The organism is Crocosphaera watsonii WH 8501, from assembly GCF_000167195.1.
Lineage (GTDB): Bacteria > Cyanobacteriota > Cyanobacteriia > Cyanobacteriales > Microcystaceae > Crocosphaera > Crocosphaera watsonii.
In genome coordinates, this window is the sequence record NZ_AADV02000042.1 from 1 (window position 1) to 24,362 (window position 24,362).

The following is a 24,362-nucleotide window of genomic DNA, read 5'->3' on the forward strand; positions in this document are numbered from 1 at the left end:
AGGAGCATAACATACTCCGTGATAATAACTATTAAAAAATGCCCCTTCTTGATTACCATGTACTTGGTCATCCGTGACATCCATATCTAATATAATACTTAAGGGAGGTTTTTTATAAGACTCTAAAAAAAATTCGACAAAAGATTTTTCAATGGCTTCAAAGTTGGGTTCTATTTTATGATAACGACTCGTTTTTTGGTCGAGAATAGTCTCAGGACAATATTCCAATCTATTAATTGTACTTTTTCCAGCTAACCATCCCTTTTTATCTTCAAGTTCATTAAGCTTTTCTAAAGCGATCTTAAGGGCAGGATCGTGACGTAATTTATCATGATCATTGACATCTTCATAGCCTAAAATAATTCCATAAAGCCTTTGTGCTAATAACTCATGAACGGAATGATCTACATAAGATTGATGACGATGATCTTGAAAACAGTTACCAAACTTCTCCGTAATTCCCAGTTTTTTATCCAACTCAGCTATCCAGACAATCCCCGCATCTGAAGTGATTAGTCCCCCATCAAAATTAGCGATTATTTCTTTTCCTTTCTGTTTACTAAAGTTGATTACTTGACGAGGGTTTCGGGGATGACTGGGACTCATTAAATCAGTTTAAGGTAAATTGCTTTAATAATTAAATTATAGCATATTTTATTCTAACAATCTAGTACTATTAGAGATCTTATTAATAATTTTTTTGGAAAAATGAGTGATTGATTTATCTTTTCATCTTTGTCTAATTCGGGTTGATTTTAACTTAAAATCTGACAACAGACTGTTGGTTGGGGAAATCTGCGATCGCTCTGTTCAAACCCACTTCCTGTAAGGCTTCTGTGTTTGGCGATCGCAGATTTTGTGAGAAATTCGGGTTGTAGTGTTTAGTTTTTTCAAAAAAATTTCTCCTAAGTGAAACTAACCAAACAAATTTGGGAATAATAGGCCAAAGAAGTAATATTAGTGGCAGGGAGAAAGTTTGATGGCTAAAGCTCAAACAAAAAAACGTTTAGGAAGTATTTTACAAGAGGCCAAACTAATCAGTCCATATCAGCTTGAGACTGCGCTAGAGGAACAAAAAAAGGAGCCTCAACGGCGTTTAGGTGAGATTTTAGCCCAGAAGGGTTGGGTTCAACAACAAACTGCGGATTTTTTTGCTGAGGAATGGGAGAAAGTTATCGAACAAGCTGAGCAGGGGACACCCCAATCTCTAGGCTATTATTTAAGAGAAGCGGGCTTAATCGACGATCATCAACTCGATGCCATTTTAGCAGAGCAGGGACAAGGAAGAATGTGGATGAGAATAGGAGCTTTAGCTGTACTCAAAGGATGGCTAAACCAAAGCACCGTTGATTTTATGCTCCAGCATCTCCACCCTGATAAGGCAGGGGACTCTCCTTTTCTTCCCGCAAAATAATCCCTGCCCCTAACCCATCCTACGAATCATAAGTTTTGCTTATCACCATAAGTTCAGGAGAGATTCCTCGTACCTCGGAATGACATTGGGGAGTGACATCCTCCCCCGCACAAAGCTTAGCGGCGTGGGTGGGAGGATGTCACTGTATATTGTGCATTGCATTGACACGAAGTTATACATTGCGTTTACACGGTAAGGGAAATTAGCGGAATACAATATAAGGGATAACTAAGTAATCATACTGAGGAACAACTTAATGAAGAAAACACTGAACATTGTGGTAGGGGTGGCCAGTGCATTGGGAATCATGGGAACATCACAGCTTGCACAAGCTGCTGGATTTAATTTAGACTTCGAGACAGATGCTTCAGGTAACGCTTTAGATGCCATAGCACTTGATACTCATGGTGCTAATGATCGAACTGATATTGGTAGTTTGTGGAGCAGTATCGGGATTGACATCAGCACCAATGTCAGTGCGCCCTTGGGATTGTTTCAATCAAACTGTTTACCACAAGGTGGTACATCAAACGACGGTTTTACAGTTCCTTGTAATTCTTCGTCAAGTGATGGTGATCCTGACTTAGCAACGGGGGATGGAAGTTACGGTAGTATTACCTATAATACACCCCCTCAAGGTAATGTTTTAATACTTGAGGAAAACCCTGGTAATGGAGAACCAGATGATGACGGTGGTGGAGGAACTATTACCTTCGACTTCAATCGAGCCCTTCTTACTTCTGTTAAGATTGGGCAAATCGGACTTATTGATGATGCTGAAGGAGAGATTGTCGTTAATTTTCTCGATGGCACATCATATACACAAGAGATCACAAACTTAGGAGAGAACGATCTTACTTTCTTTACGATTCCCTCAGATAAGCAAGTTGCAAACTTTAGTATAGAATTCGATGGTAGCGGTGCTATTTCAGGAGTTGTTTTCACGGAGTTTCAAGCTGTACCTGAACCTTTAACTATTCTGGGTGCTGGTAGTGCGATCGCTTTTGGAGCAAGTTTCAAACGCAAATTAGCTAAAGCTAAGAAAAAATAAATATATTGAAAGTAGCCTTGAAATTAATTTTAAGGCTATTTTCAATTATCTGCGTCGTGATTGAGTAATTTGCCAACTAAGAAAAATAACAGGAATCATACCCACTAAAACGATGGCTAAAGCAGGGGCTGCCGCCTCGGATAAGCGTTCATCGGAAGCATATTGATATACCCTAATAGCTAGGGTATCAAAGTTAAAGGGACGAATCACTAAAGTAGCTGGTAATTCTTTCATAACATCCACAAAAACTAACATAATTCCTGTTAGTATTCCCCCTGTCATTAAAGGGGCATGAATTTTGACTAAAATTTTGCTAGGGGTTTCTCCTAAACTTCTAGCAGCATCGTCTAAACTAGGCCGAATTTTACCTAAACTAGATTCAACTGAGCTAAAAGCAACGGGTAAAAATCGTACTAGATAAGCATAAATTAAAGCAACAAGTGTCCCACTAATTAGGGTTTGCTGAATAAAAGCAAAACCCTATTCTTTAAAAGGTTACACCCATATTCGCGATCGCAAAAAAGATCAGCTTTGTCGGCTACAAACCGCTATAATTGGTAGAAACACCTCCCAGTTGTTGGTCAAGAACAAATGTATCGAAAAGAGGAGCAACCTTTACCGCCTCCAGAAAAATTTGAATTACCTTTCGAGGGCAAATTGTCCCCCAATAATCGTTGGGTAATCATGGCAGAGTTGATACCTTGGGATGATTTTGAGGAAGAATATGCTAAACTTTTTTCAGCAGAAAAAGGTGCGCCAGCCAAACTATTTAGAATGGCATTAGGGACATTAATTATTAAGGAAAAATTAGGAACAAGTGATAGAGAAACTATAGAACAGATTAGAGAAAATCCCTATCTACAATACTTTATAGGTTTAAATTGTTATCAACAAGAGCCACCACTGGAATCTTCAATGCTAGTTCATTTTAGGAAAAGAATTGATGGAGAATTGATAAACAAAATCAATAAAAAAATAGTAAAAAGAGAAATAGACAAGAGTGATAAAGAAGTAAAAAAAAAGGATTGTCTCCAAGAAAAAGGAGAAAAAATAAAAAATAAAGGTAAACTAATTTTAGATGCGACTTGTGCGCCAGCAGACATCAAATACCCAACGGATTTAGGCATATTAAATCAAGCCAGAATTGAGACAGAAAGAATAATAGATAATCTTTATAAACCATTAAGAGTAAAATTGAGAAAAAAGCCGAGAACTTCTAGAAAAATTGCTAGAAAGGAATACTTAAAAGTAGCTAAAAAACGAAAAGTATCTTATCAAGAAAGAAGAAAAGCTATCGGGAAACAGTTAAAATACCTTAAGAAAAATTTAGGAAATATAGAAGACTTAATTCAAGCTGGGGCTTCCCTGGAAAATCTGAGTAAAAGACAGAAAAATTGTCTAGAGACTATCAAAAAAGTTTATGAACAACAACAGTCAATGTGGGAGAATAAGACCCAGAGTGTTCCTCAAAGAATTGTAAGTTTAACTCAACGGCATATTCGTCCAATAGTGAGGGGAAAAGCAGGAAAACCAATAGAGTTTGGAGCTAAACTCTCAGTAAGCTGTGTAGATAACTATGTGTTTCTAGACAAAATAAGTTGGGAAAACTTCAATGAATCTTGTCATTTAAAAGAACAAGTAGAAAAGTATAAAGAAACGTTTGGCTATTATCCCGAATCCGTCCATGTAGATAAAATTTATCGAACTAGGGAAAACAGAAATTGGTGTAAGGAAAGAGGGATAAGAATCAGTGGTCCGAAGTTAGGAAGACCTCCGAAAAATGTCAGTGAAGAAGAAAAGAAACAAGCCCACTCCGATGAATGCTTCCGTAATGCTATTGAGGGAAAGTTTGGACAAGCTAAACGAAGATTTAGCCTAAATCTCGTGATGACAAAACTCCCTGAAACCTCCATTACATCTATTGCTATTACATTTTTAGTTGTCAATCTTTCTAAACTTCTGAGGCAGTTTTTGTCGCTTTTTTTGTCCTTATTTACTAATAATAGAACAAGGGAACTCATCAAACCGCCTTTCATTAATTTTGATTATACTTTAAACAATTTTTATGTACTAAAACTTATTGATTTGTCAGAAAATTCTTGGTCAAAAGTGGCATAAATTTTGGAGAAACTTTTTCAGCAAACCCTAATTACTTCTTCGCCATTCCCACGGTGGTGTAGGATTACCAGCCCATAGTCCCCTGTTAGCTGCCTGTGCTTTTTGTTGTGCTGTGGCGATCGCCTCCCATGAAGGACAGTCACTTTTGTACCGGTCATAACCCCACACCATACCATCTCTAGCTTGATATTCTTGTACTAGCTGCCAATCATTTCCCCTAAGAAAAAATAACTCAGCAACGGTGCGATCGTATCTATCAGTGGTAATAGCATTAACCTTAACTTGGTTATTGGAGTTTGAGAGAAGCGATCGCAAATGGTCACGGGCTTCTATTCCCCCTACTTGCTTGGTTTCCGGTGCGTCAATACAAGCGAATCTTATTTTTAGTTCTTGACCATTACAGAAGACCCGTAAAGTATCCCCATCATAAACTGACCCTGGTTTGACGTTACAAGTAGGAAGGTTTGAGAGTTGAAGATTACTAACATCTTTTTTTAGACTAGAAAAAGTACCACACCCTACTACGCCATCAATAGTTAAATTTTTATCTTTTTGATATTTTAAAACTGCTGCATTTGTTTGGGAACCAAAAATGCCATCTGGAGAATTACTTGGAAGATAATTCAATTTTGCTAAATACTTTTGAACTTGTCCCACAGCTTCACCTGTATCACCTAATTTTAAAGATACGTTACAGGATTCTAAATTTGCAATTGTTAAAGGTCTACCAGAGGAACCACGTGAAGAACCACTACCAGAGGAACCACTACCAGAGGAACCACGTGAAGAACTACCAGAGGAACCACGTGAAGAACCACTCCCAGAGGAACCACTACCAGAGGAACCACCATGACAATGGTATGTATTTGTCCTTCTATGATTATGACATCCTTGCGAATTTGTGCGTCCACGATGAGCTATAGCTACATCAAAAGACATAGTGATTAAAATAATCACAGAAGAAGCGAATATATTTACTTTTCTCATAACAAAAAACCTCAAAAAAAAACAAGCTATAGTATCAATATATTACATCACTAAATCAATTTTCACATCAATTAATACAATCTTAACTCGTGTTTTACCATTTTGAGGGGCGATCGCTAGGTACCAGTAGTGCAAATCTGAGATACTGATGGCATGAGCCAATCAACAGAAACCTCTCCTAAACCGACAACGGAACCTCTCAAGCTGACAGCAGAGGCTGTCAATTATCTCATCAAGATACTACCAAAGGGAACCGCTTATTGTATCGGGATCGTTTTAGTAGTGATGATGAGTGGTCGCTTGGTACAATCGAAGGGGAGTCTAGCTAGGGCTGTGTTGCCTCTGGTCTTCCACATAAAATGGGGATGGCATCGGGTAGAGCGGGCAATGGAGCGGGGAAAAGTCCCTCTGGACTTGCTCTTTGATCGTGCCGTTAGTTGGTGTCTGAGCAATTTGCCAGTGGAACCAGTGGCGTTGGGGGAAAAACAGCGAGAAGTGCTAGCTATTGATAGTTCCACTATTGCTCGGTGGTGGGCTAGACCTGGAATGGATTTGTTAGGCAAAGGCTTCCACCATCGGGCAGGTAAAGCAATAAAAGCCAACATCATTGCAGCAGTTACAACTGTAGTCTTTATTTCTGGGGTGCGAGTGGGGCTAGTGAGTCGAGTAAGATTTGGAGACAGTTGTGAAGCCGCAGTAGCAGAACTATTCAAGGATTTACCTAAGTCTAAGAATCATCGTTTATTGGTAGTAGATGCGGGAATTGCCACCCGCCAACAGTTTGCTGCGGCCAGCGACAAAGATGCTTTGTTAGGACGCTTACGCATAAATAGTAAACTGCGCTGTGCTCCACCTCCACGTCCATCCCAACCAGGGCCAGGTCGCCCCAGAAAACATGGGGAGATTCTTCATCCAGGATGGGACAGTCCAGAAATCCCCCCAGATGAGGATATTACAGCCATGCACCTTAAAGGAGAACTCCGTTTGAGACGATGGCAACAGCTACACTTTGAGGATGTTGCTGATACAGTATTGGATGTAGTCAGAATTGATCATCCTGACTATGAAAAACCTTTGTTGTTGGCAACCATTGCCCGAGAGCTAACTAGGGTTTGCTGAATAAAAGCAAAACCCTATTCTTTAAAAGGTTACACCCATATTCGCGATCGCAAAAAAGATCAGCTTTGTCGGCTACAAACCGCTATAATTGGTAGAAACACCTCCCAGTTGTTGGTCAAGAACAAATGTATCGAAAAGAGGAGCAACCTTTACCGCCCCCAGAAAAATTTGAATTACCTTTCGAGGGCAAATTGTCCCCCAATAATCGTTGGGTAATCATGGCAGAGTTGATACCTTGGGATGATTTTGAGGAAGAATATGCTAAACTTTTTTCAGCAGAAAAAGGTGCGCCAGCCAAACTATTTAGAATGGCATTAGGGACATTAATTATTAAGGAAAAATTAGGAACAAGTGATAGAGAAACTATAGAAAAGATTAGAGAAAATCCCTATCTACAATACTTTATAGGTTTAAATTGTTATCAACAAGAGCCACCACTGGAATCTTCAATGCTAGTTCATTTTAGGAAAAGAATTGATGGAGAATTGATAAACAAAATCAATAAAAAAATAGTAAAAAGAGAAATAGACAAGAGTGATAAAGAAGTAAAAAAAAAGGATTGTCTCCAAGAAAAAAGAGAAAAAATAAAAAATAAAGGTAAACTAATTTTAGATGCGACTTGTGCGCCAGCAGACATCAAATACCCAACAGATTTAGGCATATTAAATCAAGCCAGAATTGAGACAGAAAGAATAATAGATAATCTTTATAAACCATTAAGAGTAAAATTGAGAAAAAAGCCGAGAACTTCTAGAAAAATTGCTAGAAAGGAATACTTAAAAGTAGCTAAAAAACGAAAAGTATCTTATCAAGAAAGAAGAAAAGCTATCGGGAAACAGTTAAAATACCTTAAGAAAATTGAGGAAATATAGAAGACTTAATTCAAGCTGGGGCTTCCCAGGAAAATCTGAGTAAAAGACAGAAAAATTGTCTAGAGACTATCAAAAAAGTTTATGAACAACAACAGTCAATGTGGGAGAATAAGACCCAGAGTGTTCCTCAAAGAATTGTAAGTTTAACTCAACCGCATATTCGTCCAATAGTGAGGGGAAAAGCAGGAAAACCAATAGAGTTTGGAGCTAAACTCTCAGTAAGCTGTGTAGATAACTATGTGTTTCTAGACAAAATAAGTTGGGAAAACTTCAATGAATCTTGTCATTTAAAAGAACAAGTAGAAAAGTATAAAGAAACGTTTGGCTATTATCCCGAATCCGTCCATGTAGATAAAATTTATCGAACTAGGGAAAACAGAAATTGGTGTAAGGAAAGAGGGATAAGAATCAGTGGTCCGAAGTTAGGAAGACCTCCGAAAAATGTCAGTGAAGAAGAAAAGAAACAAGCCCACTCCGATGAATGCTTCCGTAATGCTATTGAGGGAAAGTTTGGACAAGCTAAACGAAGATTTAGCCTAAATCTCGTGATAACAAAACTACCTGAAACCTCCATTACATCTATTGCTATTACATTTTTTGTTGTCAATCTTTCTAAACTTCTGAGGCAGTTTTTGTCGCTTTTTTTGTCCTTATTTACTAATAATAGAACAGGGGAACTCATCAAACCGCCTTTCATTAATTTTGATTATGCTTTAAACAATTTTTATGTACTAAAACTTATTGATTTGTCAGAAAATTCTTGGTCAAAAGTGGCATAAATTTTGGAGAAACTTTTTCAGCAAACCCTACATAAAAATCCCCGATTTTACCTTTATGTTGTCAAGACAGATTCTTTATTGCGGTGAGCAATTACATCAGAAGGAAGAATAATTAATAACTCATCCCGTCCCATATTCTCCATCTGTAACGCTTTTTCTTGGTCATGTTGCCCAGAAAAAGGTGTAATAACCTGAATACTTAACTCATGTTCCCGTCTATAAAGTGTCCCATCAATTTTACGAGAGTAGGGATAATCTTGTCTTCCCTCCCTATTACGAATTTTTGAAGTTTTAATAATCTCATCAAAGATTAAAGTATTTAAACCTTCTAAAACCTTACTTACTTCAACTTCTGTATTTTTAATTTCCTGCTCAATATCTTTTTCCTCATCCGTTAAATATTCGTATAACTCACCTGTTCGCTGAATATAGGTTTGCTGTTCTAATAAGCTTAAAGCTTCTTGAACTTGATTTCTTAACTCTGAAATATCTTGTTCAAATTCCTCTAACATGAGAATAGATAGATTAGGTAAATTAGCCTTAAAACCTTCTACATATTTAACCAAAAATAACGCTTTTAGAAGACGAACAGCAAACTGATTAGTCAGATTATCTTCTGCTAGAATAATAGCACTTTGAATATTAGATTTTAAGGTTGAACGAATACCTTGGAACATTAAATCAAAGGTAGCCAAACGACCAATTTGCTGTTCTTCAATAGAGATAGCAACCTCTTGAAAAACCCCTAACATTGAACGTTCCCCCACTGAACTATGTTTTCCTTCAAAGGCATTATGTTGGGACAGTCCACGAATAGCAGACTGAAACAGGGTAAACTGATAAGGAATAAAAGGATAACAGTGAACAAAATGGTCTTTATCCTGAAAATTACGATATTGATGAGAACCATCCGTAAATTTAAACAGAGTGGAAAAATTGTGCTTTTGTCGCTCATAAATTTCTGCAAGGAGTTTAATACCCTCCTCATTTTTCATCAACAAACGTTTTTGTATAACTTCTGCCACATCACGGCTGGTTAACTTCATGCGATTAGCAAAACGGTCTTGAATTTTGGAAAAATCCTTAGTTTGATGATTTCCCATTTCTCCTAATACCTTTTCCATATCTTCTTGTGCCGTAACAATCACCCAAGCACGACCTTGACATTTAGTCGCTAAACTTTCAGCAATGGTTTGCAGATTGGTCATTAGTTTGACATTTTCTGCAATGTATTGTCCCACTTCATCTACAAAAAAATTAAGCCTAAAATTAGGAGATTGTTTATTAATAAAAGCCTTAACTTCTTTAGCAAAACCTTCAATAGACAAGTTATAATCCTGACGATACTGATCTAAAATTCCTTTTGAATCTTCTACTGTTTCTCCTGTGATTTCAGCATAAGCAACGGCAATATTTTTCTTCTCTAAAAGAACCTGTTCCCGTCCTCTTTGCCAAGGTTTTCCAGAACCCTTTTCATAGGCTATTTTGAAGTCACCATAGACTTCTCGACTATCTAAATCTTTTTCAAACTGAGCAATATAGCCTTGTTTCCCATAATAACCACAAGCTTCATTAAAGACTTTAAAAAACACCGATAATAAAGCATCAAATTCTGTTTTACTGGTAACATCCGCTTTTTGATCAATATTAAAGAGAATACTTTGAGCAGGAATGGTAATGGCTTTTTTGAGATTCCCCTGGAGAATTTTGTTATCCTGACATTTAGGTAAAAAACTCTCAATAACTGGTACAGTTTTCACATAACGATTTTCTAACAATAATGCCAACATTTTCAGAAGATGGGATTTACCAGAACCAAAAAAACCAGATATCCAGACTCCGTTGACCCCTGTATAATTGTTGTAAGCTTCTAAAAAATCCTCTAATCGTTTTTCAACTTCATTGGTGAGGACATACTCTTCAAGTTCAATACTAAGACTAACCTCATCATTAGCATCAGCTTTAATTACCCCTTCAATGGGACGATTTACTTGCTTATTAAAAATAGTTTTTAACTTCATAATAAAATTTTCCTTAAACTTTGTATTCGTAAATGTTGAATGCTCGATAATATTTGTCATCCTGTAAAAGTCCAAATAAATCGAGGGAAGCTCCCGACTCCAAAGAATGGGTATATTCTCCTGTAAAAAACATCGCAGTTGGTTTATCCTTGGCTGTACTTTGTAGATTATTGATAACATTATGAGAGCGAATATAAGGAAAAACTTCACCCACTCCTGATAAGAAGAGAATATTGAAGTCACTGTCTTGAAGCTTTTTAGAAATAGCAGGAATTAGATGCTCCTCAGAATCCAAGACATTTTGTAAAAGTTCTTTTAATTCCTCTTTAGATACCGAAGATTCTATCTCAAGAATTTGTTGAAATATATCCCGTTCTTGGAGCAATTCAATAGCTAGATCATAGAGGTTAATTTCTAGTACATGAACTCCCTTCTGATGCAATTGCTTGATCAATTGCTTTTTAATCAGTTCCATATCAATACTTTCTTTAGGTTCATAGGAGCAGATAAAAAAGGGAACTTCATTGCCAATTCCCTGATTTTGAAGAAATTTCTGCCCCGAAATAACCGATAATAAATGTTCAAATCTTTCGCTTAATGGTTTAGTTTCTAGAGAAGACATTTAAGTTACTATATATTGATTTTGAAGTCATTTAATGTGAGTGGTAATAATTTAGGTTGGAATTTTTCCTTAGTATTCCCACTCAATGTCCAGAAGGTAACAATGGTCTCAAAAATTTCTCATCGCCAACCCCAAAAAATAGATATACTTAAATAATAACGTCTTCAGTTTAATAAATAGAATCTTTATGCAGCTTACTTGGCTTGATAACAACTCCTGGTTAATGGAAATCTCTGGAAAAAAAATACTCCTCGATCCCTGGTTAGTGGGATCTTTGGTTTTTGGCAATTTAGAATGGTTATTTAAGGGTACTAAGTCCAAAAACTACGATATTGGTCAATCCATTGATCTGATTGTCTTATCTCAGGGATTAGACGATCATGCTCACATTCCTACCCTAAAAGAACTTGACCATAATATTCCTGTGGTAGCGTCTCCTAATGCAGCAAAAGTTGTTGAGGAGTTAGGTTACACCGATATTCATACCCTGTCTCACGGGGAAACCTATACTTTAGAGGAAACCTTAGCCATTAAAGCCTTACCTGGATCATTAATCGGTCCGCAATTAGTAGAAAACGCTTATATTATTACAGATTTAAAAGAAAAGCAAAAACTCTACTACGAACCCCACGGTAATCATTGTGCTGAGTTATCCGAAGAAGGGAATGTGGACATCATTTTAACCCCAGTGTTAGGAGTAAGTATTTTACACCTTCTCCCTGTCTTGCAGGGTCAACAAACCACTCTAAAATTGTGTCAAACCCTAAAACCTAAATTTGTTCTACCCACTGCTGATGCCAAAGAAACCGAATATAAGGGAGTCTTAGCCTCTATTTTGCGACAAGAAGGAACTATAGATGAGTTTCGTCAACAGTTGCAAGACAATGGCCTGACAACGGAGGTAATGACTCCTAACCCTGGAGAAGTGATTGATTTTAGTCCTCAATTAGTTAATTAATCACAAAAAAGTTGATGAAATGGGAAGTGTGGGAAGCAATATTAATATTTTGCTCCCCCATCTCCGGTGTCTCCGGTGTCTCCGGTGTCCCCCCATCTCCTAGTCTCCCCATCTCCGGTGTCTCAACATATTCAACTCCTTGTGACTATGCTTAGAGGCACAAAACCAGATATCCTACTAAATAGGACTGTTTATGCACAAATTAAATGATGCAATTTTCCAAAATCCTAATTGCCAATCGCGGGGAGATCGCTTTACGCATTTTGCACACTTGCGAAGAAATGGGTATTGGGACCGTTGCGGTTCACTCTACTATAGATCGTCAAGCCCTTCATGTTCAATTGGCTGATGAAAGTGTCTGTATTGGTCCTCCTGCCAGTGGCAAGAGTTATCTCAATATTCCTAACATTATCTCGGCTGCTCTCACACGCAACGCCACGGCAATTCATCCAGGGTACGGATTTTTAGCGGAAAATGCTCGTTTTGCTGAAATATGTGCCGATCATCAAATTGTCTTTATTGGCCCGTCTCCTGAGTCTATTCGGTCAATGGGGGACAAATCTACCGCAAAAAAAACCATGCAAAAAGCAGGAGTTCCTACGGTTCCGGGTAGTTGGGGACTCCTACAGAGTGAAGAAGAAGCTTTAAACGTTGCTCGTGACATCGGTTATCCGGTGATGATTAAGGCAACAGCCGGAGGTGGTGGCCGAGGAATGCGTCTGGTACGAGAAGAAAGCGAGTTTTCTCGTCTCTTTCAGGCAGCACAAGGGGAAGCAGAAGCGGCTTTTGGTAATGGCGGGGTTTATCTAGAAAAGTTTATCGAACGTCCCCGTCACATCGAATTTCAGATATTAGCGGATAGTCATGGGAATGTGATTCATTTGGGGGAAAGGGACTGTTCTATTCAACGTCGTCACCAAAAGTTGTTAGAAGAAGCCCCTAGTCCTGTTTTAACCCCCCAACTTCGCAAAAAAATGGGAGAAGCTGCCGTTAAAGCGGCTAAGTCGATTAAATATGTTGGTGCCGGAACCGTCGAATTTTTGGTGGATAATCAGGGTAAATTCTATTTTATGGAAATGAATACCCGTATCCAAGTGGAACATCCAGTGACAGAAATGGTTACGGGATTAGATTTAATTACGGAACAAATTCGTATCGCCCAAGGGGAAAAATTACAATTCAAACAATCGCAAATTGTCTTAAAAGGCCATGCCATTGAATGTCGTATTAATGCTGAAGATCCCGATCTCAATTTTCGCCCCCATCCCGGCAAAATTAGCGGTTATCTTCCCCCCGGTGGTCCAGGAGTAAGAATGGATTCTCATGTTTATACAGATTATGAAATTCCCCCTTACTATGACTCTTTGATCGGTAAATTAATTGTTTGGGGTCCCGATAGAAATACTGCTATTAAGCGTATGAAAAGGGCATTAAGAGAATGTGCTATTACAGGGGTTCCAACTACTATTGATTTCCATAAACGGGTATTAGAAACCCCCGCTTTTTTGGCAGGGGATGTTTATACTAATTTTGTGGTAGAACATTTAATGCCTAAGTCCTATTGATACTGTAATCTAATAATTAGGGTTTGCTGAATAAAAGCAAAACCCTATTCTTTAAAAGGTTACACCCATATTCGCGATCGCAAAAAAGATCAGCTTTGTCGGCTACAAACCGCTATAATTGGTAGAAACACCTCCCAGTTGTTGGTCAAGAACAAATGTATCGAAAAGAGGAGCAACCTTTACCGCCCCCAGAAAAATTTGAATTACCTTTCGAGGGCAAATTGTCCCCCAATAATCGTTGGGTAATCATGGCACAGTTGATACCTTGGGATGATTTTGAGGAAGAATATGCTAAACTTTTTTCAGCGGAAAAAGGTGCGCCAGCCAAACTATTTAGAATGGCATTAGGGACATTAATTATTAAGGAAAAATTAGGAACAAGTGATAGAGAAACTATAGAACAGATTAGAGAAAATCCCTATCTACAATACTTTATAGGTTTAAATTGTTATCAACAAGAGCCACCACTGGAATCTTCAATGCTAGTTCATTTTAGGAAAAGAATTGATGGAGAATTGATAAACAAAATCAATAAAAAAATAGTAAAAAGAGAAATAGACAAGAGTGATAAAGAAGTAAAAAAAAAGGATTGTCTCCAAGAAAAAGGAGAAAAAATAAAAAATAAAGGTAAACTAATTTTAGATGCGACTTGTGCGCCAGCAGACATCAAATACCCAACGGATTTAGGCATATTAAATCAAGCCAGAATTGAGACAGAAAGAATAATAGATAATCTTTATAAACCATTAAGAGTAAAATTGAGAAAAAAGCCGAGAACCTTCTAGAAAAATTGCTAGAAAGGAATACTTAAAAGTAGCTAAAAAACGAAAAGTATCTTATCAAGAAAGAAGAAAGCTATCGGGAAACAGTTAAAATACCTTAAGAAAAATTTAGGAAATATAGAAGACTTAATTCAAGCTGGGGCTTCCCCGGAAAATCTGAGTAAAAGACAGAAAAATTGTCTAGAGACTACTCAAAAAAGTTTATGAACAACAACAGTCAATGTGGGAGAATAAGACCCAGAGTGTTCCTCAAAGAATTGTAAGTTTAACTCAACCGCATATTCGTCCAATAGTGAGGGGAAAAGCAGGAAAACCAATAGAGTTTGGAGCTAAACTCTCAGTAAGCTGTGTAGATAACTATGTGTTTCTAGACAAAATAAGTTTGGAAAACTTCAATGAATCTTGTCATTTAAAAGAACAAGTAGAAAAGTATAAAAAAACGTTTGGCTATTATTCCGAATCCGTCCATGTAGATAAAATTTATCGAACTAGGGAAAACAGAAATTGGTGTAAGGAAAGAGGGATAAGAATCAGTGGTCCGAAGTTAGGAAGACCTCCGAAAAATGTCAGTGAAGAAGAAAAGAAACAAGCCCACTCCGATGAATGCTTCCGTAATGCTATTGAGGGAAAGTTTGGACAAGCTAAACGAAAATTTAGCCTAAATCTCGTGATAACAAAACTCCCTGAAACCTCCATTACATCTATTGCTATTACATTTTTAGTTGTCAATCTTTCTAAACTTCTGAGGCAGTTTTTGTCGCTTTTTTTGTCCTTATTTACTAATAATAAAACAGGAGAACTCATCAAACCGCCTTTCATTAATTTTGATTATACTTTAAACAATTTTTATGTACTAAAACTTATTGATTTGTCAGAAAATTCTTGGTCAAAAGTGGCATAAATTTTGGAGAAACTTTTTCAGCAAACCCTAATTAATGACTGTGAATCTGATGATCAATTTGCAGTATAATTGTCCTACTCTTTTTTAAAGATATTAATTTTGGCTAGTGATTGGGTTATTAAAAAGAGAAAAGTCGGGTTGTAGCATTAGTCAAAGTTACCTATATCTTGATGATTATTACAAAAGATTACATTCAATTCTATGACGATAGCCTTGATCCCCGATGATTTGGTCGGGAGCAAACTTATTTGCAACATTTTGCAATCTTGAATCCAGACAGTAACCTTGTAATGTAAACTTTTTTGTCAAAAAGCGCATTTTTCCTGTGAAATTATTTATACTAATTGAGACAGCGTTATCGAACAAAGTAGATAAAATTACTGGTTTGCTCTGGAGGAAAATTATGGAATTTGCGCAAAAGACTAGATTGGAAAGACTCGAATCTCTAACATTAGTTAAGAGCTTTTTGGTGTGGAGTTTTACTTTAATCGTTTGTTTATTAGTAGTTGGGTTTCCCCTGGTTGTCTTGATGGCGACTTTTGGGGCCTTAGCATCAATTGTTTTACAATCAGTTTTACCAGTAAGTGCTGTTTTATTGGTGGTTGGTTCTTTGATTGGTGTTAATTTATTAACGGTATTCTTGGGAGCAGCATTATTGACAATTAAAGGAATTCATCCCCAAGATGTTCATTGGTTGAGATGGCTGCACGGCGAAGCAACTCCTTCTCACACTTCTGTTTATGCTGCTTGTCCTTTGACTTGTAATTTGGCCCAATAGGCATCAAGTAGCCATATCTGTTAGATAGTGATTTTTTATTTTATCGACAAGCTAGTGCAGCCCGGTTATGGACCGGGTTTTTTCATGGAACAGAAAATAATTCAGCCCAGTCTAACAAACTGGACTTAAGTAACAGAAGTAATCAAAAGTTAAAAGTATTAATAATGATTATTGTTGCTCAAATAACTTAAAAATGGTTTTTAAAATTTAATTTTGTTAGAATACAGCTATTGTAACCCAAAACAAACCAACTATTATGCTTCAATTCCCTAATGACAATAACACAGTCACGGTCACGCTCAGGAGGTTTAACAGCCCTTCGGGCTCGGAGAAAGGCAGGGGGCAGGAGGCAGGAGGGAAGATTTTTAGTTAAAGTAAAGCCTTTGTGCCTCGCCCAATCGGGTCCCGCGTCCCCCACCAAAATCTTCGATTTGGTGGTCTCCGGTTAGATGTGGGTTAAAATCCCCATCTATACCGGCCTCCTGCTGAGTGCCTTTCAACTCCTGCCTCCTTTTAATAAATAATTAATAGAAATCTCATGGATAAACAAGAGACAATTGAGCAAGGCAGTAAGCTGTTAAGCAGATAAATCGCTGATTGTAACTAACTTCGGGGAGGGAGAATTCTACGGTTTATTTCTTAGTTTGTCAATGGGTTATTGAAATGCCTATTAGCTTTAAAATTATTGAGTAACTATTATAGCACTGTGAAAACTTTTCTCTTATTAGCATCCTTATCAATAACTCAGGTATTAGGGGATATTCTTCTAAGTCGAGGAATGAAGGATTTTGTCGGCTTTGATTTTTCTAGTCCTACTATTATTTTCTACCTCATTACTTATATTTTAACAAATTATTGGATTTTAATGGCATTAGCAATACTGGTAGTTTCTCTAAGTCTCTATCTAACTGCTATCTCTAAATTAGACCTTAGCTATGTCTTACCCATTCACGCCTCTAGCTATGTTTTAAATGGATTATTTGCCTGGGTAATTTTAGGAGAGCAAATCGTCGGAATGCGCTGGTTGAGTACCTTGATTATCTCTTGTGGTGTCTTATTTGTGGGCTTAAGTGACAGTCAAACATCGCAATTTTCTGAAGATTACCCCCGCAGTATTAAGTCTCGTAACTTGCCCCTATTTTTTCTCCCTTTTAGTATAGCAATTTCCAAAACTTGGTTAGCCATTATAATTAGTTCTGTCTGTGATGGAAGTGGAGACTTACTGTTAGCACTGGGGATGAAAAAAATAGGCGAACCGAAAGAAATAACCTTCTCAGAAATCACCAAAACAGTGATAAAAGTAATTACTAATCCGATTATCATCAGTGGTATTACTTGCCAAGGAATTGCCTTTTTTAGTTTTATATCTGTCTTAAGTTGGGCTGATATTAGCTTTGTTCGTCCAGCTACAGCCTTAACCTATATTATCAGTATGTTAGGGGCAAAACTTATCTTAAAAGAAGATATTAGAGAACAAAAACTATGGGGTATTATTCTAATCGGGCTTGGGGTATTTATACATCGTTAGGCTATATTCGATTTTCTGATCTAGAACCGAGGTATACTAAGTATTTATGCTTGTTCGCTATCTTTTAGGAATCTTTATATAAGTTATATTAGCAGTAATAATTATAGATAATATTCCACAACCAAAAAATAAGCTTAATGTGTTAGGAACTAGAAATAGGTGGGGGGTCAAGAGATAGGACTCGTGAAACAAACACTAACTTTTGTCTCTTTTCTAGTGACTTAATGGCTAATCTTCCGCTATAATCATGCTCAGTCAGAATTGTCTATCAAGTAACAATGAATAAAGAAGACCTCGTCAACATGATTGCGGCTAAGACTCGTCTTACCAAAAAAGAAACGATTCACATCCTTGATTCACTCACAGAGACCATTATGGAAACAGTTGCCTCTGGAGATAAAGTGGTTTTAGTTGGTTTTGGAACTTTCGGTGCGATTTGTTGATGTAGAAAGTGACCTGAAATCCCATAAACAAGAGGATTTGAGGGAAGCGTGTACATCGTTAGGGAATGAGTGAACAACTTAGAACCTAATAACTGTTGTTTAGTCCACTATCAGGTTGTGGCACTCGGAATCAAGGGAAGTAAAATAACTGACCTAAGAGTGAAGACATCACCCCCAGTTTATGAATTAGTAACTCATGGATTGAAGCGGGGAGAAACGGGGATAATTTTTGAACCAAACAAAGAGACACCTCTAGTCAACTGGTTATGGTTAGCGAACAGCGAACCGTCTTAACCTTCGTCACCAAATAGTAGCAAACGTTGGTTGATATGCTGCGTTCAAAATGAACATAACGAAAGATAGGAGTATCGAAAGGCTACCTATAGAGATTCCCGAAAGTAGTTCGGAGGATAGACAGGGTAAGAGGAATCAAGCCCTTAATGAACCTAACACCAGATCACCCTAAACAACGGAACAAATTAACCCCATGATTTCTCTCACCCATTGGTCGAAACGGTGAGCAGCAACAAACTTAAGCCCATGAATCATGGCGGTGGGAATCGGTAAGAAGCAAAGGCTCAACTGTAATGGTTGTAGATAAGCTGACATACCAGATGGTCAATCAGAAGAAATGGTCTTTAGTCGTAATGAACACAGCCAACGCTAGTTTAAACACTCAGAAGGCATGGAATACTATCAACTGGGCAAAAGTCCAGAGGAAAGTGTTTAAGTTACAAACAAGAATATTTCGAGCAGTCCAATCTGGACAAAAGGCAAAAGCACGAAAACTGCAACAACTACTCTTAAAGTCCCACTCGGCAAAGCTCTTAGCTCTACGCCAAACTCTCCAAGATGGTCAAACCAATAACAGTTCGGTGCATGACAAAAAAGTTATTTTTAATGACCAACTCATGGCACTGGTTAACTCTCTGACTCTCAAAAGAGACAAAACTAAGTCACATCACAGCCTAAGCACGGTTAAATCACCAAGGGATCAGAAATTCTTTTTCAGAATCAAAATTCTGAGAGATAAAGCTATGCAAACCTTGCTTAAATTAGCCCTAGAACCCTATTGGGAAGGTCGGTTTAGAGGAGAATTCTCTGGTTTTAGTCTCCGTCAATCGAGCCATGATGCTATTGAAAAGGTGTTTCAAGGGGTCGCACCCGGTCCCAAATACGTCTTCAAAGGCAAAATTGTGAACTGTTTTGACCAGATTAACCAGGGTTACCTAGTATCTCAACTAGATTGTCCCAAAACCATTAAACTATGGTTAAAAGCAGGAATTATTGACGATGGTTTATCCCCTTTCTTGGTTAATATTGCCTTAGAGGGAATGAGCAAAGAGGCGATCTCTTCTGGTTATGATTATCTTACTTTTGGGGGAAGCAAACAAGAAAGTGAGCCACCTATTCTGATCAGATATATGGATAATTTCGTTATCTTGCATCAGAAAAAAGAAGTCATTGTCAAGTGTCAAACATTGATTCGCCAATGGCTTAAAAAGAAAGGGTTTCGACTGTCATCAGAGACCACCAGAATCTCTAATACTCTGTATGATCTTGAAATTGATGGCAAGCAAGAAAAAGCAGGATTTGACTTTATCGGGTTTAACATCAGACAGTATCCGAGAGGAAAACACCACAGCCCCAAAAATGGCTTGGGAGAATGTTTACCGTATCAAACCCTGATTAAACCCAGTCAGAAATCAATTCAAGCTCACTATCAAGAGATAGTTAAAGTAGTTAATAACTACAAACACGCTCCCCAAAGGGAATTGATACGGCAATTAAACCCAATTATTCAACAATGGAGCGATTACTATAGCAGAGTGTCTAGTTATGGGGTTTTCTCCAAACTAGATCAGATGATAGCAAGCAAACTCAGAGCATGGATAAAAACCAGAACTGGAGGCACCGGAAAGACAGAAATGTCACTTTATTTCCGAGACGGTGTTAATGCTTCGAAGACTTTCCAAACAAAAGAGGGATATTACTTAGTTACTCATCGTCAAGTGGGACGAAAAAAATATGTTGATCTTGCCTAAGTTTAGGAGATTGTACCCATGACAAGGGACTGGTTACCGAGAGCCGTGTGCAATGAAAATTGCACGCACGGTTCGGAAAGGGAGGGGTGATAGGTGACTATCATTTCGACCCAAACAACCCAGAGACAGAAAGGAACGCAAAGGGATGAATCCTCAAACAGGAGTCCCCATGACTATTCCTGCAACCACTGTTCCCGCATTCTCGGCCGGAAAACTCTTTAAAGAAAAGGTTGCTGAGTCCTTATAGCCCAACTTTAACTTTCAAATTCCCCAATTTAACAAGATTGGGGAATTCTTTTTGAGATCCTCACCCACTCTGAAAGGCGGATGAGGATCTCAAAATATTTGAGTTTTTTTACCTATACTTGGATTTTCCTATCTTTACTTCATTATTCTGTTGAATATAGTTCTTAGTTAATCTTGACTATTGATACTTTTTCCCTTAGACTGTTTCAGTGAAAACTATGACTGTTTTTAAAGTTTTATTTCAATTTTTTTATTCGCCCCTTTGATTCCTATTTTTAATTAACAGCTAAGTAAGTAGTAGGCTCTAACTCTTACTTGTTGCCTGTTCCCTGTTCCCTATTCCCTTCTTTGACAGATAACTTTAAATTTGTCGAACCACTTATATAAAATACAAAATACTTATAATGTCTAATTTTATTTGGACCGAAAACAATGATGGGTTTTGGGACTTAGCTTCTAATTGGCAGGATAACCTAAAACCAGGGGCAACAAGTTCTCAAGATGATGTTTTGATAGACATTGCAGAAAGTGAAATTATAGCGACTCATCGCTCAGGTACAACAGAAATTAATAACCTAATTGCCACAGATAAAGTTGTCTTGAGTGGTGGAAATTTGGTCTTAAATGGCTCAAATAGTTCGCTGTTGCTTTTTGACTTGACTGCGGGAACTTTGACTCAACGAAGCAATCTTATCGTCACAGATTTTAACTAGAATGGAGGAATTTTAACAGGAGGTGGAACAACTACTATTCAGGGAGATTTCAACTTATCCAACACCACAAAAGATATCACAGGTCAAACCATTATTACTCAAGGAGAAACCAATTGGGATAGTGGCACAATTAGGATTTACGGCAGTCAATCCCAATGGACAAATACAGGGACATTTAATATTATTGGAGCGCGCTTCATAGATAACTTCAATCCTGTCTTAATCTTTGACAACCAAGGAACAATAAATAAAACAGATACAGGGACAGCAACCTTAGAAGCAACAATCAATAATAATGGTTTAATAAATGTAGAATCAGGAATCTTATATATAACAGGAAGTAGTAACCATACAGGAGACTTTACCATAGCGGAGAATGCCAGACTACAAGTAACAGGAAATCACAACTTTGATGCAACATCTAATATAATGGGTGTGGGAGATTTCCGAGTAGTAGGAAATACAACAAATCTCGATGGGAACTTGGACATTGGAGGTGATATAACAGTAAGTGGTGGCACACTGAATGTTAATCAATCCATTACCAGTAACCAACTAATTACCAGTGGTGGAACCCTCAATATTAATGCAGAAGTAAATAGTGATATTCTGACTCAAACCAGTGGCACAACGAATATAAACGTCATTGAAGATTTCACAGACGTAGCAATTTCAGGAGGAACATTTAACAGTAAAGAAGAAACAACAATAACCGATTTAGATTGGACAGGAGGAATTATAAGTGGAAGAGGAAAACTAACAATAACCGATTAATTTAATCTAACAAATACCACCAAAGGACTAACAGGAATAGACATAGAAACCCAAGGGGTAACAAATTGGGATAGTGGCACAATACAGATTTATACAAATCAATCCCAATGGACAAATACAGGGACATTTAATATTATTGGAGCGCGCTTCATAGATAACTTCAATCCTGTCTTAATCTTTGACAACCAAGGAACAATAAATAAAACAGATACAGGGACAGCAACCTTAGAAGCAACAGTCAATAATAATGGTTTAATAAATGTAGAATCAGGAATCTTATATATAACAGGAAATAGTAACCATACAGGAGACTTTACCATAGCGGAGAATGCCAGACTACAAGTAACAGGAAATCACAACTTTGATGCAACATCTAATATAATGGGTGTGGGAGATTTCCGAGTAGTAGGAAATACAACAAATCTCGATGGGAACTTGGACATTGGAGGTGATATAACAGTAAGTGGTGGCACACTGAATGTTAATCAATCCATTACCAGTAACCAACTAATTACCAGTGGTGGAACCCTCAATATTAATGCAGAAGTAAATAGTGATATTCTGACTCAAACCAGTGGCACAACGAATATAAACGTCATTGAAGATTTCACAGACGTAGCAATTTCAGGAGGAACATTTAACAGTAAAGAAGAAACAACAATAACCGATTTAGATTGGACAGGAGGAATTATAAGTGGAAGAGGAAAACTAACAATAACCGATTAATTTAATCTAACAAATACCACCAAAGGACTAACAGGAATAGACATAGAAACCCAAGGGGTAACAAATTGGGATAGTGGCACAATACAGATTTATACAAATCAATCCCAATGGACAAACACAGGAACATTTAATATTATTGGAGCGCGCTTCATAGATAACTTCAATCCTGTCTTAATCTTTGACAACCAAGGAACAATAAATAAAACAGATACAGGGACAGCAACCTTAGAAGCAACAGTCAATAATAATGGTTTAATAAATATTGATGAAGGAATATTCTATATAACAGGAAATAGTAACCATACAGGAGACTTTACCATAGCGGAGAATGCCAGACTACAAGTAACAGGAAATCACAACTTTGAAAATTCTTCTCGCATCAATGGTTATGGTGATGTAACCGTTGTGGGAGGAACAACAAATCTCAATGGAGAAGTAAACATTGGGGGAATTTTACGCACCAATGGTGGAACTCTTAATATCAATAATAATATAACCGTCGAGCAACTTGTAAGTGCTGGAGGTACAGTTAATGTCAATTATGACCAAGACTTTGCCAACTTAACTATCTCAGGAGGAACTTTTGAAGCTATTGAACCTTTGGCAGTTACTGATTTAGTCTGGCAAGGAGGAACATTACGTGATACGGATATTACAGCATCAGAAAGTCTTATTCTTAATGGCACAACTAAAGATATTAATAACTCTATTATTGATAACCAAGGACTGGCAACCTGGACAAGTGGAACCATTCGCACCTTCACAAATGGTAGTTGGTTTAATCGCCAAAATGCAGAATTAGACATTGCAGGGGATCTTTTCCTCGATTACCGTAGTTGTACAGTTATGGTGATGGAAAATGCCGGCCTACTAAGAAAGTCCGCAGGTATAGGGACAAGTACATTAGAAATAACCCTCAGTAACCAAGGTGAAATTTCCATAGAAAGTGGCACACTATACTTTACAGCTGGTTTTGCCCAATCCCAAGGGGTGACAGAATTAGATGGTGGTAATCTGCGAGTCGCAGGAAACTTTGAACCCAGATTCCGCACTTCAAAAAGTAGCATTAAATACTACAAGCCTGGGGTTAATAATTAAGTATAATTGCTTAAGCTCTTGAAGACAAAAAAGTGGGATAATTGCTTAAGTTGTTTCCTCTGTAAAAAAAGAGCGAAAAATGTCTTATTTAGAAGAAATACAAGTTAAAAATTTAGACCATTTAGGGATAGTAGCTGGTTTAATTGATGAAATAGGAATAGTCAAAATAATTAATAATAAATTAGGAATAGATGTTAGAGAAAAAATCTCAGCAGGTACAGTAGTTAAGTCTATTTTAATCAATGGACTAGGATTTGTTTCAAGACCTCTATATTTATTCAGTCAGTTTTTTCAAGATAAAGCCATTGAGAAATTGTTAGGAGAAAGAATTAAACCTGATTACCTTAATGATGATAAAATTGGGAGAGTAATGGATGAATTATATAAATATGGACTAAATGATATTTTTATTGAAGTAGTTTTAGAAGTAATTAAAAAATTTAAAATAGACCTTAAATACTCCCATTTAGATTCCACATCATTTCATTTAGATGGAGAATATAAAAGGGAAGAAGATAAAGAGAAACAGGAAGAAGAAAAAATTATTAAAGAAAGACCAATTTTTATTAAGAAAGGATATTCTCGGGATCATAGACCAGACTTAAAACAATGTGTCTTGGATTTAATAACAAGCCAAGATGGAGATATTCCATTATTTGTGAGAGTAGGAGATGGAAATGAATCTGATAAAGCTGTATTTGGAAAAGTTTTAGTAGAATTCAAAAAGCAAATAAAGTTTGATAGTATCATGGTTTGTGATAGTGCTTTATATGGTCAAGAAAATCTCCAACTAATCCAACATTAAAATAGAGTCCACTGATC

19 protein-coding genes and 5 pseudogenes are annotated in these 24,362 nt (G+C 37.2%); 18 read left to right on the plus strand and 6 right to left on the minus strand.

Annotated elements, in window-relative coordinates; all coding sequences use genetic code 11:
- Positions 1-606: pseudogene (locus CWATDRAFT_RS17450) on the minus strand (IS1380-like element ISCwa5 family transposase); the annotation flags it as partial.
- Between the two features lie 373 nt (positions 607-979).
- Between CWATDRAFT_RS17450 and CWATDRAFT_RS17455 the strand changes: the two are divergent.
- Both CWATDRAFT_RS17455 and CWATDRAFT_RS40015 read left to right on the plus strand, forming a co-directional pair.
- The gene (locus CWATDRAFT_RS17455; RefSeq protein ID WP_007306275.1) at positions 980-1,414 is read left to right on the plus strand and encodes a hypothetical protein; all 435 of its coding nucleotides are present in this window, start codon (positions 980-982) and stop codon (positions 1,412-1,414) included.
- A 256-nt stretch (positions 1,415-1,670) separates the two neighbouring features.
- Complete coding sequence (locus CWATDRAFT_RS40015; protein ID WP_007306276.1) at positions 1,671-2,465, plus strand: PEP-CTERM sorting domain-containing protein; 795 nt, start codon at positions 1,671-1,673, stop codon at positions 2,463-2,465.
- 45 nt (positions 2,466-2,510) lie between these two features.
- On the opposite strand, the pseudogene CWATDRAFT_RS33975 reads toward CWATDRAFT_RS40015, so the two are convergent.
- Positions 2,511-2,921, minus strand: a pseudogene (locus CWATDRAFT_RS33975) (ABC transporter permease); the annotation flags it as partial.
- Between the two features lie 135 nt (positions 2,922-3,056).
- Between CWATDRAFT_RS33975 and CWATDRAFT_RS17470 the strand changes: the two are divergent.
- A complete protein-coding gene (locus tag CWATDRAFT_RS17470) occupies positions 3,057-4,583 on the plus strand; it encodes an IS5-like element ISCwa2 family transposase (RefSeq protein WP_007306278.1) in 1,527 nt (508 codons plus the stop codon).
- 27 nt (positions 4,584-4,610) lie between these two features.
- On the opposite strand, the gene CWATDRAFT_RS38635 is transcribed toward CWATDRAFT_RS17470, so the two are convergent.
- Entirely contained in the window at positions 4,611-5,570 is a 960-nt protein-coding gene (locus CWATDRAFT_RS38635; protein WP_007306279.1) for a peptidoglycan-binding protein, read from the minus strand.
- Positions 5,571-5,723: 153 nt separating this feature from the next.
- Between CWATDRAFT_RS38635 and CWATDRAFT_RS17480 the strand changes: the two genes are divergently transcribed.
- Positions 5,724-6,689, plus strand: a complete 966-nt coding sequence (locus tag CWATDRAFT_RS17480; protein WP_042711756.1) for a hypothetical protein — start codon at positions 5,724-5,726, stop codon at positions 6,687-6,689.
- Positions 6,690-6,814: 125 nt separating this feature from the next.
- Positions 6,815-8,340, plus strand: a protein-coding gene (locus tag CWATDRAFT_RS33980) for an IS5-like element ISCwa2 family transposase (RefSeq protein WP_412093232.1) whose coding sequence is annotated in 2 segments (ribosomal slippage) — positions 6,815-7,550 and positions 7,550-8,340 — 1,527 coding nt in all. Because the reading frame shifts where the segments join, the coding sequence is not laid out codon by codon here.
- A 53-nt stretch (positions 8,341-8,393) separates the two neighbouring features.
- Here the strand turns inward: CWATDRAFT_RS33980 and brxC are convergent.
- Together brxC and CWATDRAFT_RS17500 are read right to left on the minus strand one after the other, a co-directional pair.
- Positions 8,394-10,361: a BREX system P-loop protein BrxC gene (brxC, locus tag CWATDRAFT_RS17495; protein ID WP_007306283.1), complete on the minus strand. Its 1,968-nt coding sequence runs from the start codon at positions 10,359-10,361 to the stop codon at positions 8,394-8,396.
- Between the two features lie 13 nt (positions 10,362-10,374).
- The gene (locus tag CWATDRAFT_RS17500; protein WP_007306284.1) at positions 10,375-10,983 is read right to left on the minus strand and encodes a DUF1788 domain-containing protein; all 609 of its coding nucleotides are present in this window, start codon (positions 10,981-10,983) and stop codon (positions 10,375-10,377) included.
- Positions 10,984-11,170: 187 nt separating this feature from the next.
- Between CWATDRAFT_RS17500 and CWATDRAFT_RS17505 the strand changes: the two genes are divergently transcribed.
- The 6 genes and pseudogenes from CWATDRAFT_RS17505 (at position 11,171) to CWATDRAFT_RS33990 (ending at position 17,938) form a co-directional block, all read left to right on the plus strand.
- Positions 11,171-11,941: an MBL fold metallo-hydrolase gene (locus CWATDRAFT_RS17505; RefSeq protein ID WP_007306285.1), complete on the plus strand. Its 771-nt coding sequence runs from the start codon at positions 11,171-11,173 to the stop codon at positions 11,939-11,941.
- A gap of 209 nt (positions 11,942-12,150) precedes the next feature.
- Positions 12,151-13,506: an acetyl-CoA carboxylase biotin carboxylase subunit gene (gene accC, locus CWATDRAFT_RS17510; protein ID WP_021830167.1), complete on the plus strand. Its 1,356-nt coding sequence runs from the start codon at positions 12,151-12,153 to the stop codon at positions 13,504-13,506.
- A gap of 155 nt (positions 13,507-13,661) precedes the next feature.
- A pseudogene (locus CWATDRAFT_RS33985) lies at positions 13,662-15,189 on the plus strand (IS5 family transposase).
- Positions 15,190-15,592: 403 nt separating this feature from the next.
- Positions 15,593-15,967, plus strand: coding sequence for a hypothetical protein (locus CWATDRAFT_RS17525; RefSeq protein WP_007306289.1), 375 nt, complete (start codon positions 15,593-15,595; stop codon positions 15,965-15,967).
- 706 nt (positions 15,968-16,673) lie between these two features.
- A complete protein-coding gene (locus tag CWATDRAFT_RS17530) occupies positions 16,674-17,495 on the plus strand; it encodes a Quaternary ammonium compound-resistance protein (protein ID WP_021835051.1) in 822 nt (273 codons plus the stop codon).
- A gap of 260 nt (positions 17,496-17,755) precedes the next feature.
- Positions 17,756-17,938 (plus strand): HU family DNA-binding protein, encoded by a 183-nt coding sequence (locus CWATDRAFT_RS33990; protein WP_268742337.1) that lies wholly within the window; start codon positions 17,756-17,758, stop codon positions 17,936-17,938.
- A 462-nt stretch (positions 17,939-18,400) separates the two neighbouring features.
- On the opposite strand, the gene CWATDRAFT_RS38640 is transcribed toward CWATDRAFT_RS33990, so the two are convergent.
- On the minus strand, positions 18,401-18,547 hold the full coding sequence (locus tag CWATDRAFT_RS38640) for a hypothetical protein (protein WP_007311493.1): 147 nt from the start codon (positions 18,545-18,547) through the stop codon (positions 18,401-18,403).
- 38 nt (positions 18,548-18,585) lie between these two features.
- Here CWATDRAFT_RS38640 and CWATDRAFT_RS17545 point away from each other — a divergent pair, with 38 nt between their 5' ends.
- The 7 genes and pseudogenes from CWATDRAFT_RS17545 to CWATDRAFT_RS17580 form a co-directional block, all read left to right on the plus strand.
- Positions 18,586-19,983 carry a reverse transcriptase N-terminal domain-containing protein gene (locus tag CWATDRAFT_RS17545; protein ID WP_231599289.1) on the plus strand — a complete coding sequence of 466 codons (1,398 nt, stop codon included), beginning with the start codon at positions 18,586-18,588 and terminating at the stop codon, positions 19,981-19,983.
- A 112-nt stretch (positions 19,984-20,095) separates the two neighbouring features.
- A pseudogene (locus tag CWATDRAFT_RS33995) lies at positions 20,096-20,230 on the plus strand (HU family DNA-binding protein); the annotation flags it as partial.
- A 403-nt stretch (positions 20,231-20,633) separates the two neighbouring features.
- The gene (locus tag CWATDRAFT_RS17550) at positions 20,634-20,942 is read left to right on the plus strand and encodes a hypothetical protein (protein WP_007306293.1); all 309 of its coding nucleotides are present in this window, start codon (positions 20,634-20,636) and stop codon (positions 20,940-20,942) included.
- A gap of 429 nt (positions 20,943-21,371) precedes the next feature.
- Positions 21,372-21,716: a hypothetical protein gene (locus CWATDRAFT_RS17560; protein WP_007306294.1), complete on the plus strand. Its 345-nt coding sequence runs from the start codon at positions 21,372-21,374 to the stop codon at positions 21,714-21,716.
- A gap of 381 nt (positions 21,717-22,097) precedes the next feature.
- The gene (locus CWATDRAFT_RS17570; RefSeq protein ID WP_007306294.1) at positions 22,098-22,442 is read left to right on the plus strand and encodes a hypothetical protein; all 345 of its coding nucleotides are present in this window, start codon (positions 22,098-22,100) and stop codon (positions 22,440-22,442) included.
- Between the two features lie 405 nt (positions 22,443-22,847).
- Positions 22,848-23,540: a hypothetical protein gene (locus CWATDRAFT_RS38650; protein WP_007306295.1), complete on the plus strand. Its 693-nt coding sequence runs from the start codon at positions 22,848-22,850 to the stop codon at positions 23,538-23,540.
- A 79-nt stretch (positions 23,541-23,619) separates the two neighbouring features.
- A pseudogene (locus CWATDRAFT_RS17580) lies at positions 23,620-24,342 on the plus strand (IS1634-like element ISCwa1 family transposase); the annotation flags it as partial.
- Positions 24,343-24,362 lie beyond the last annotated feature (20 nt).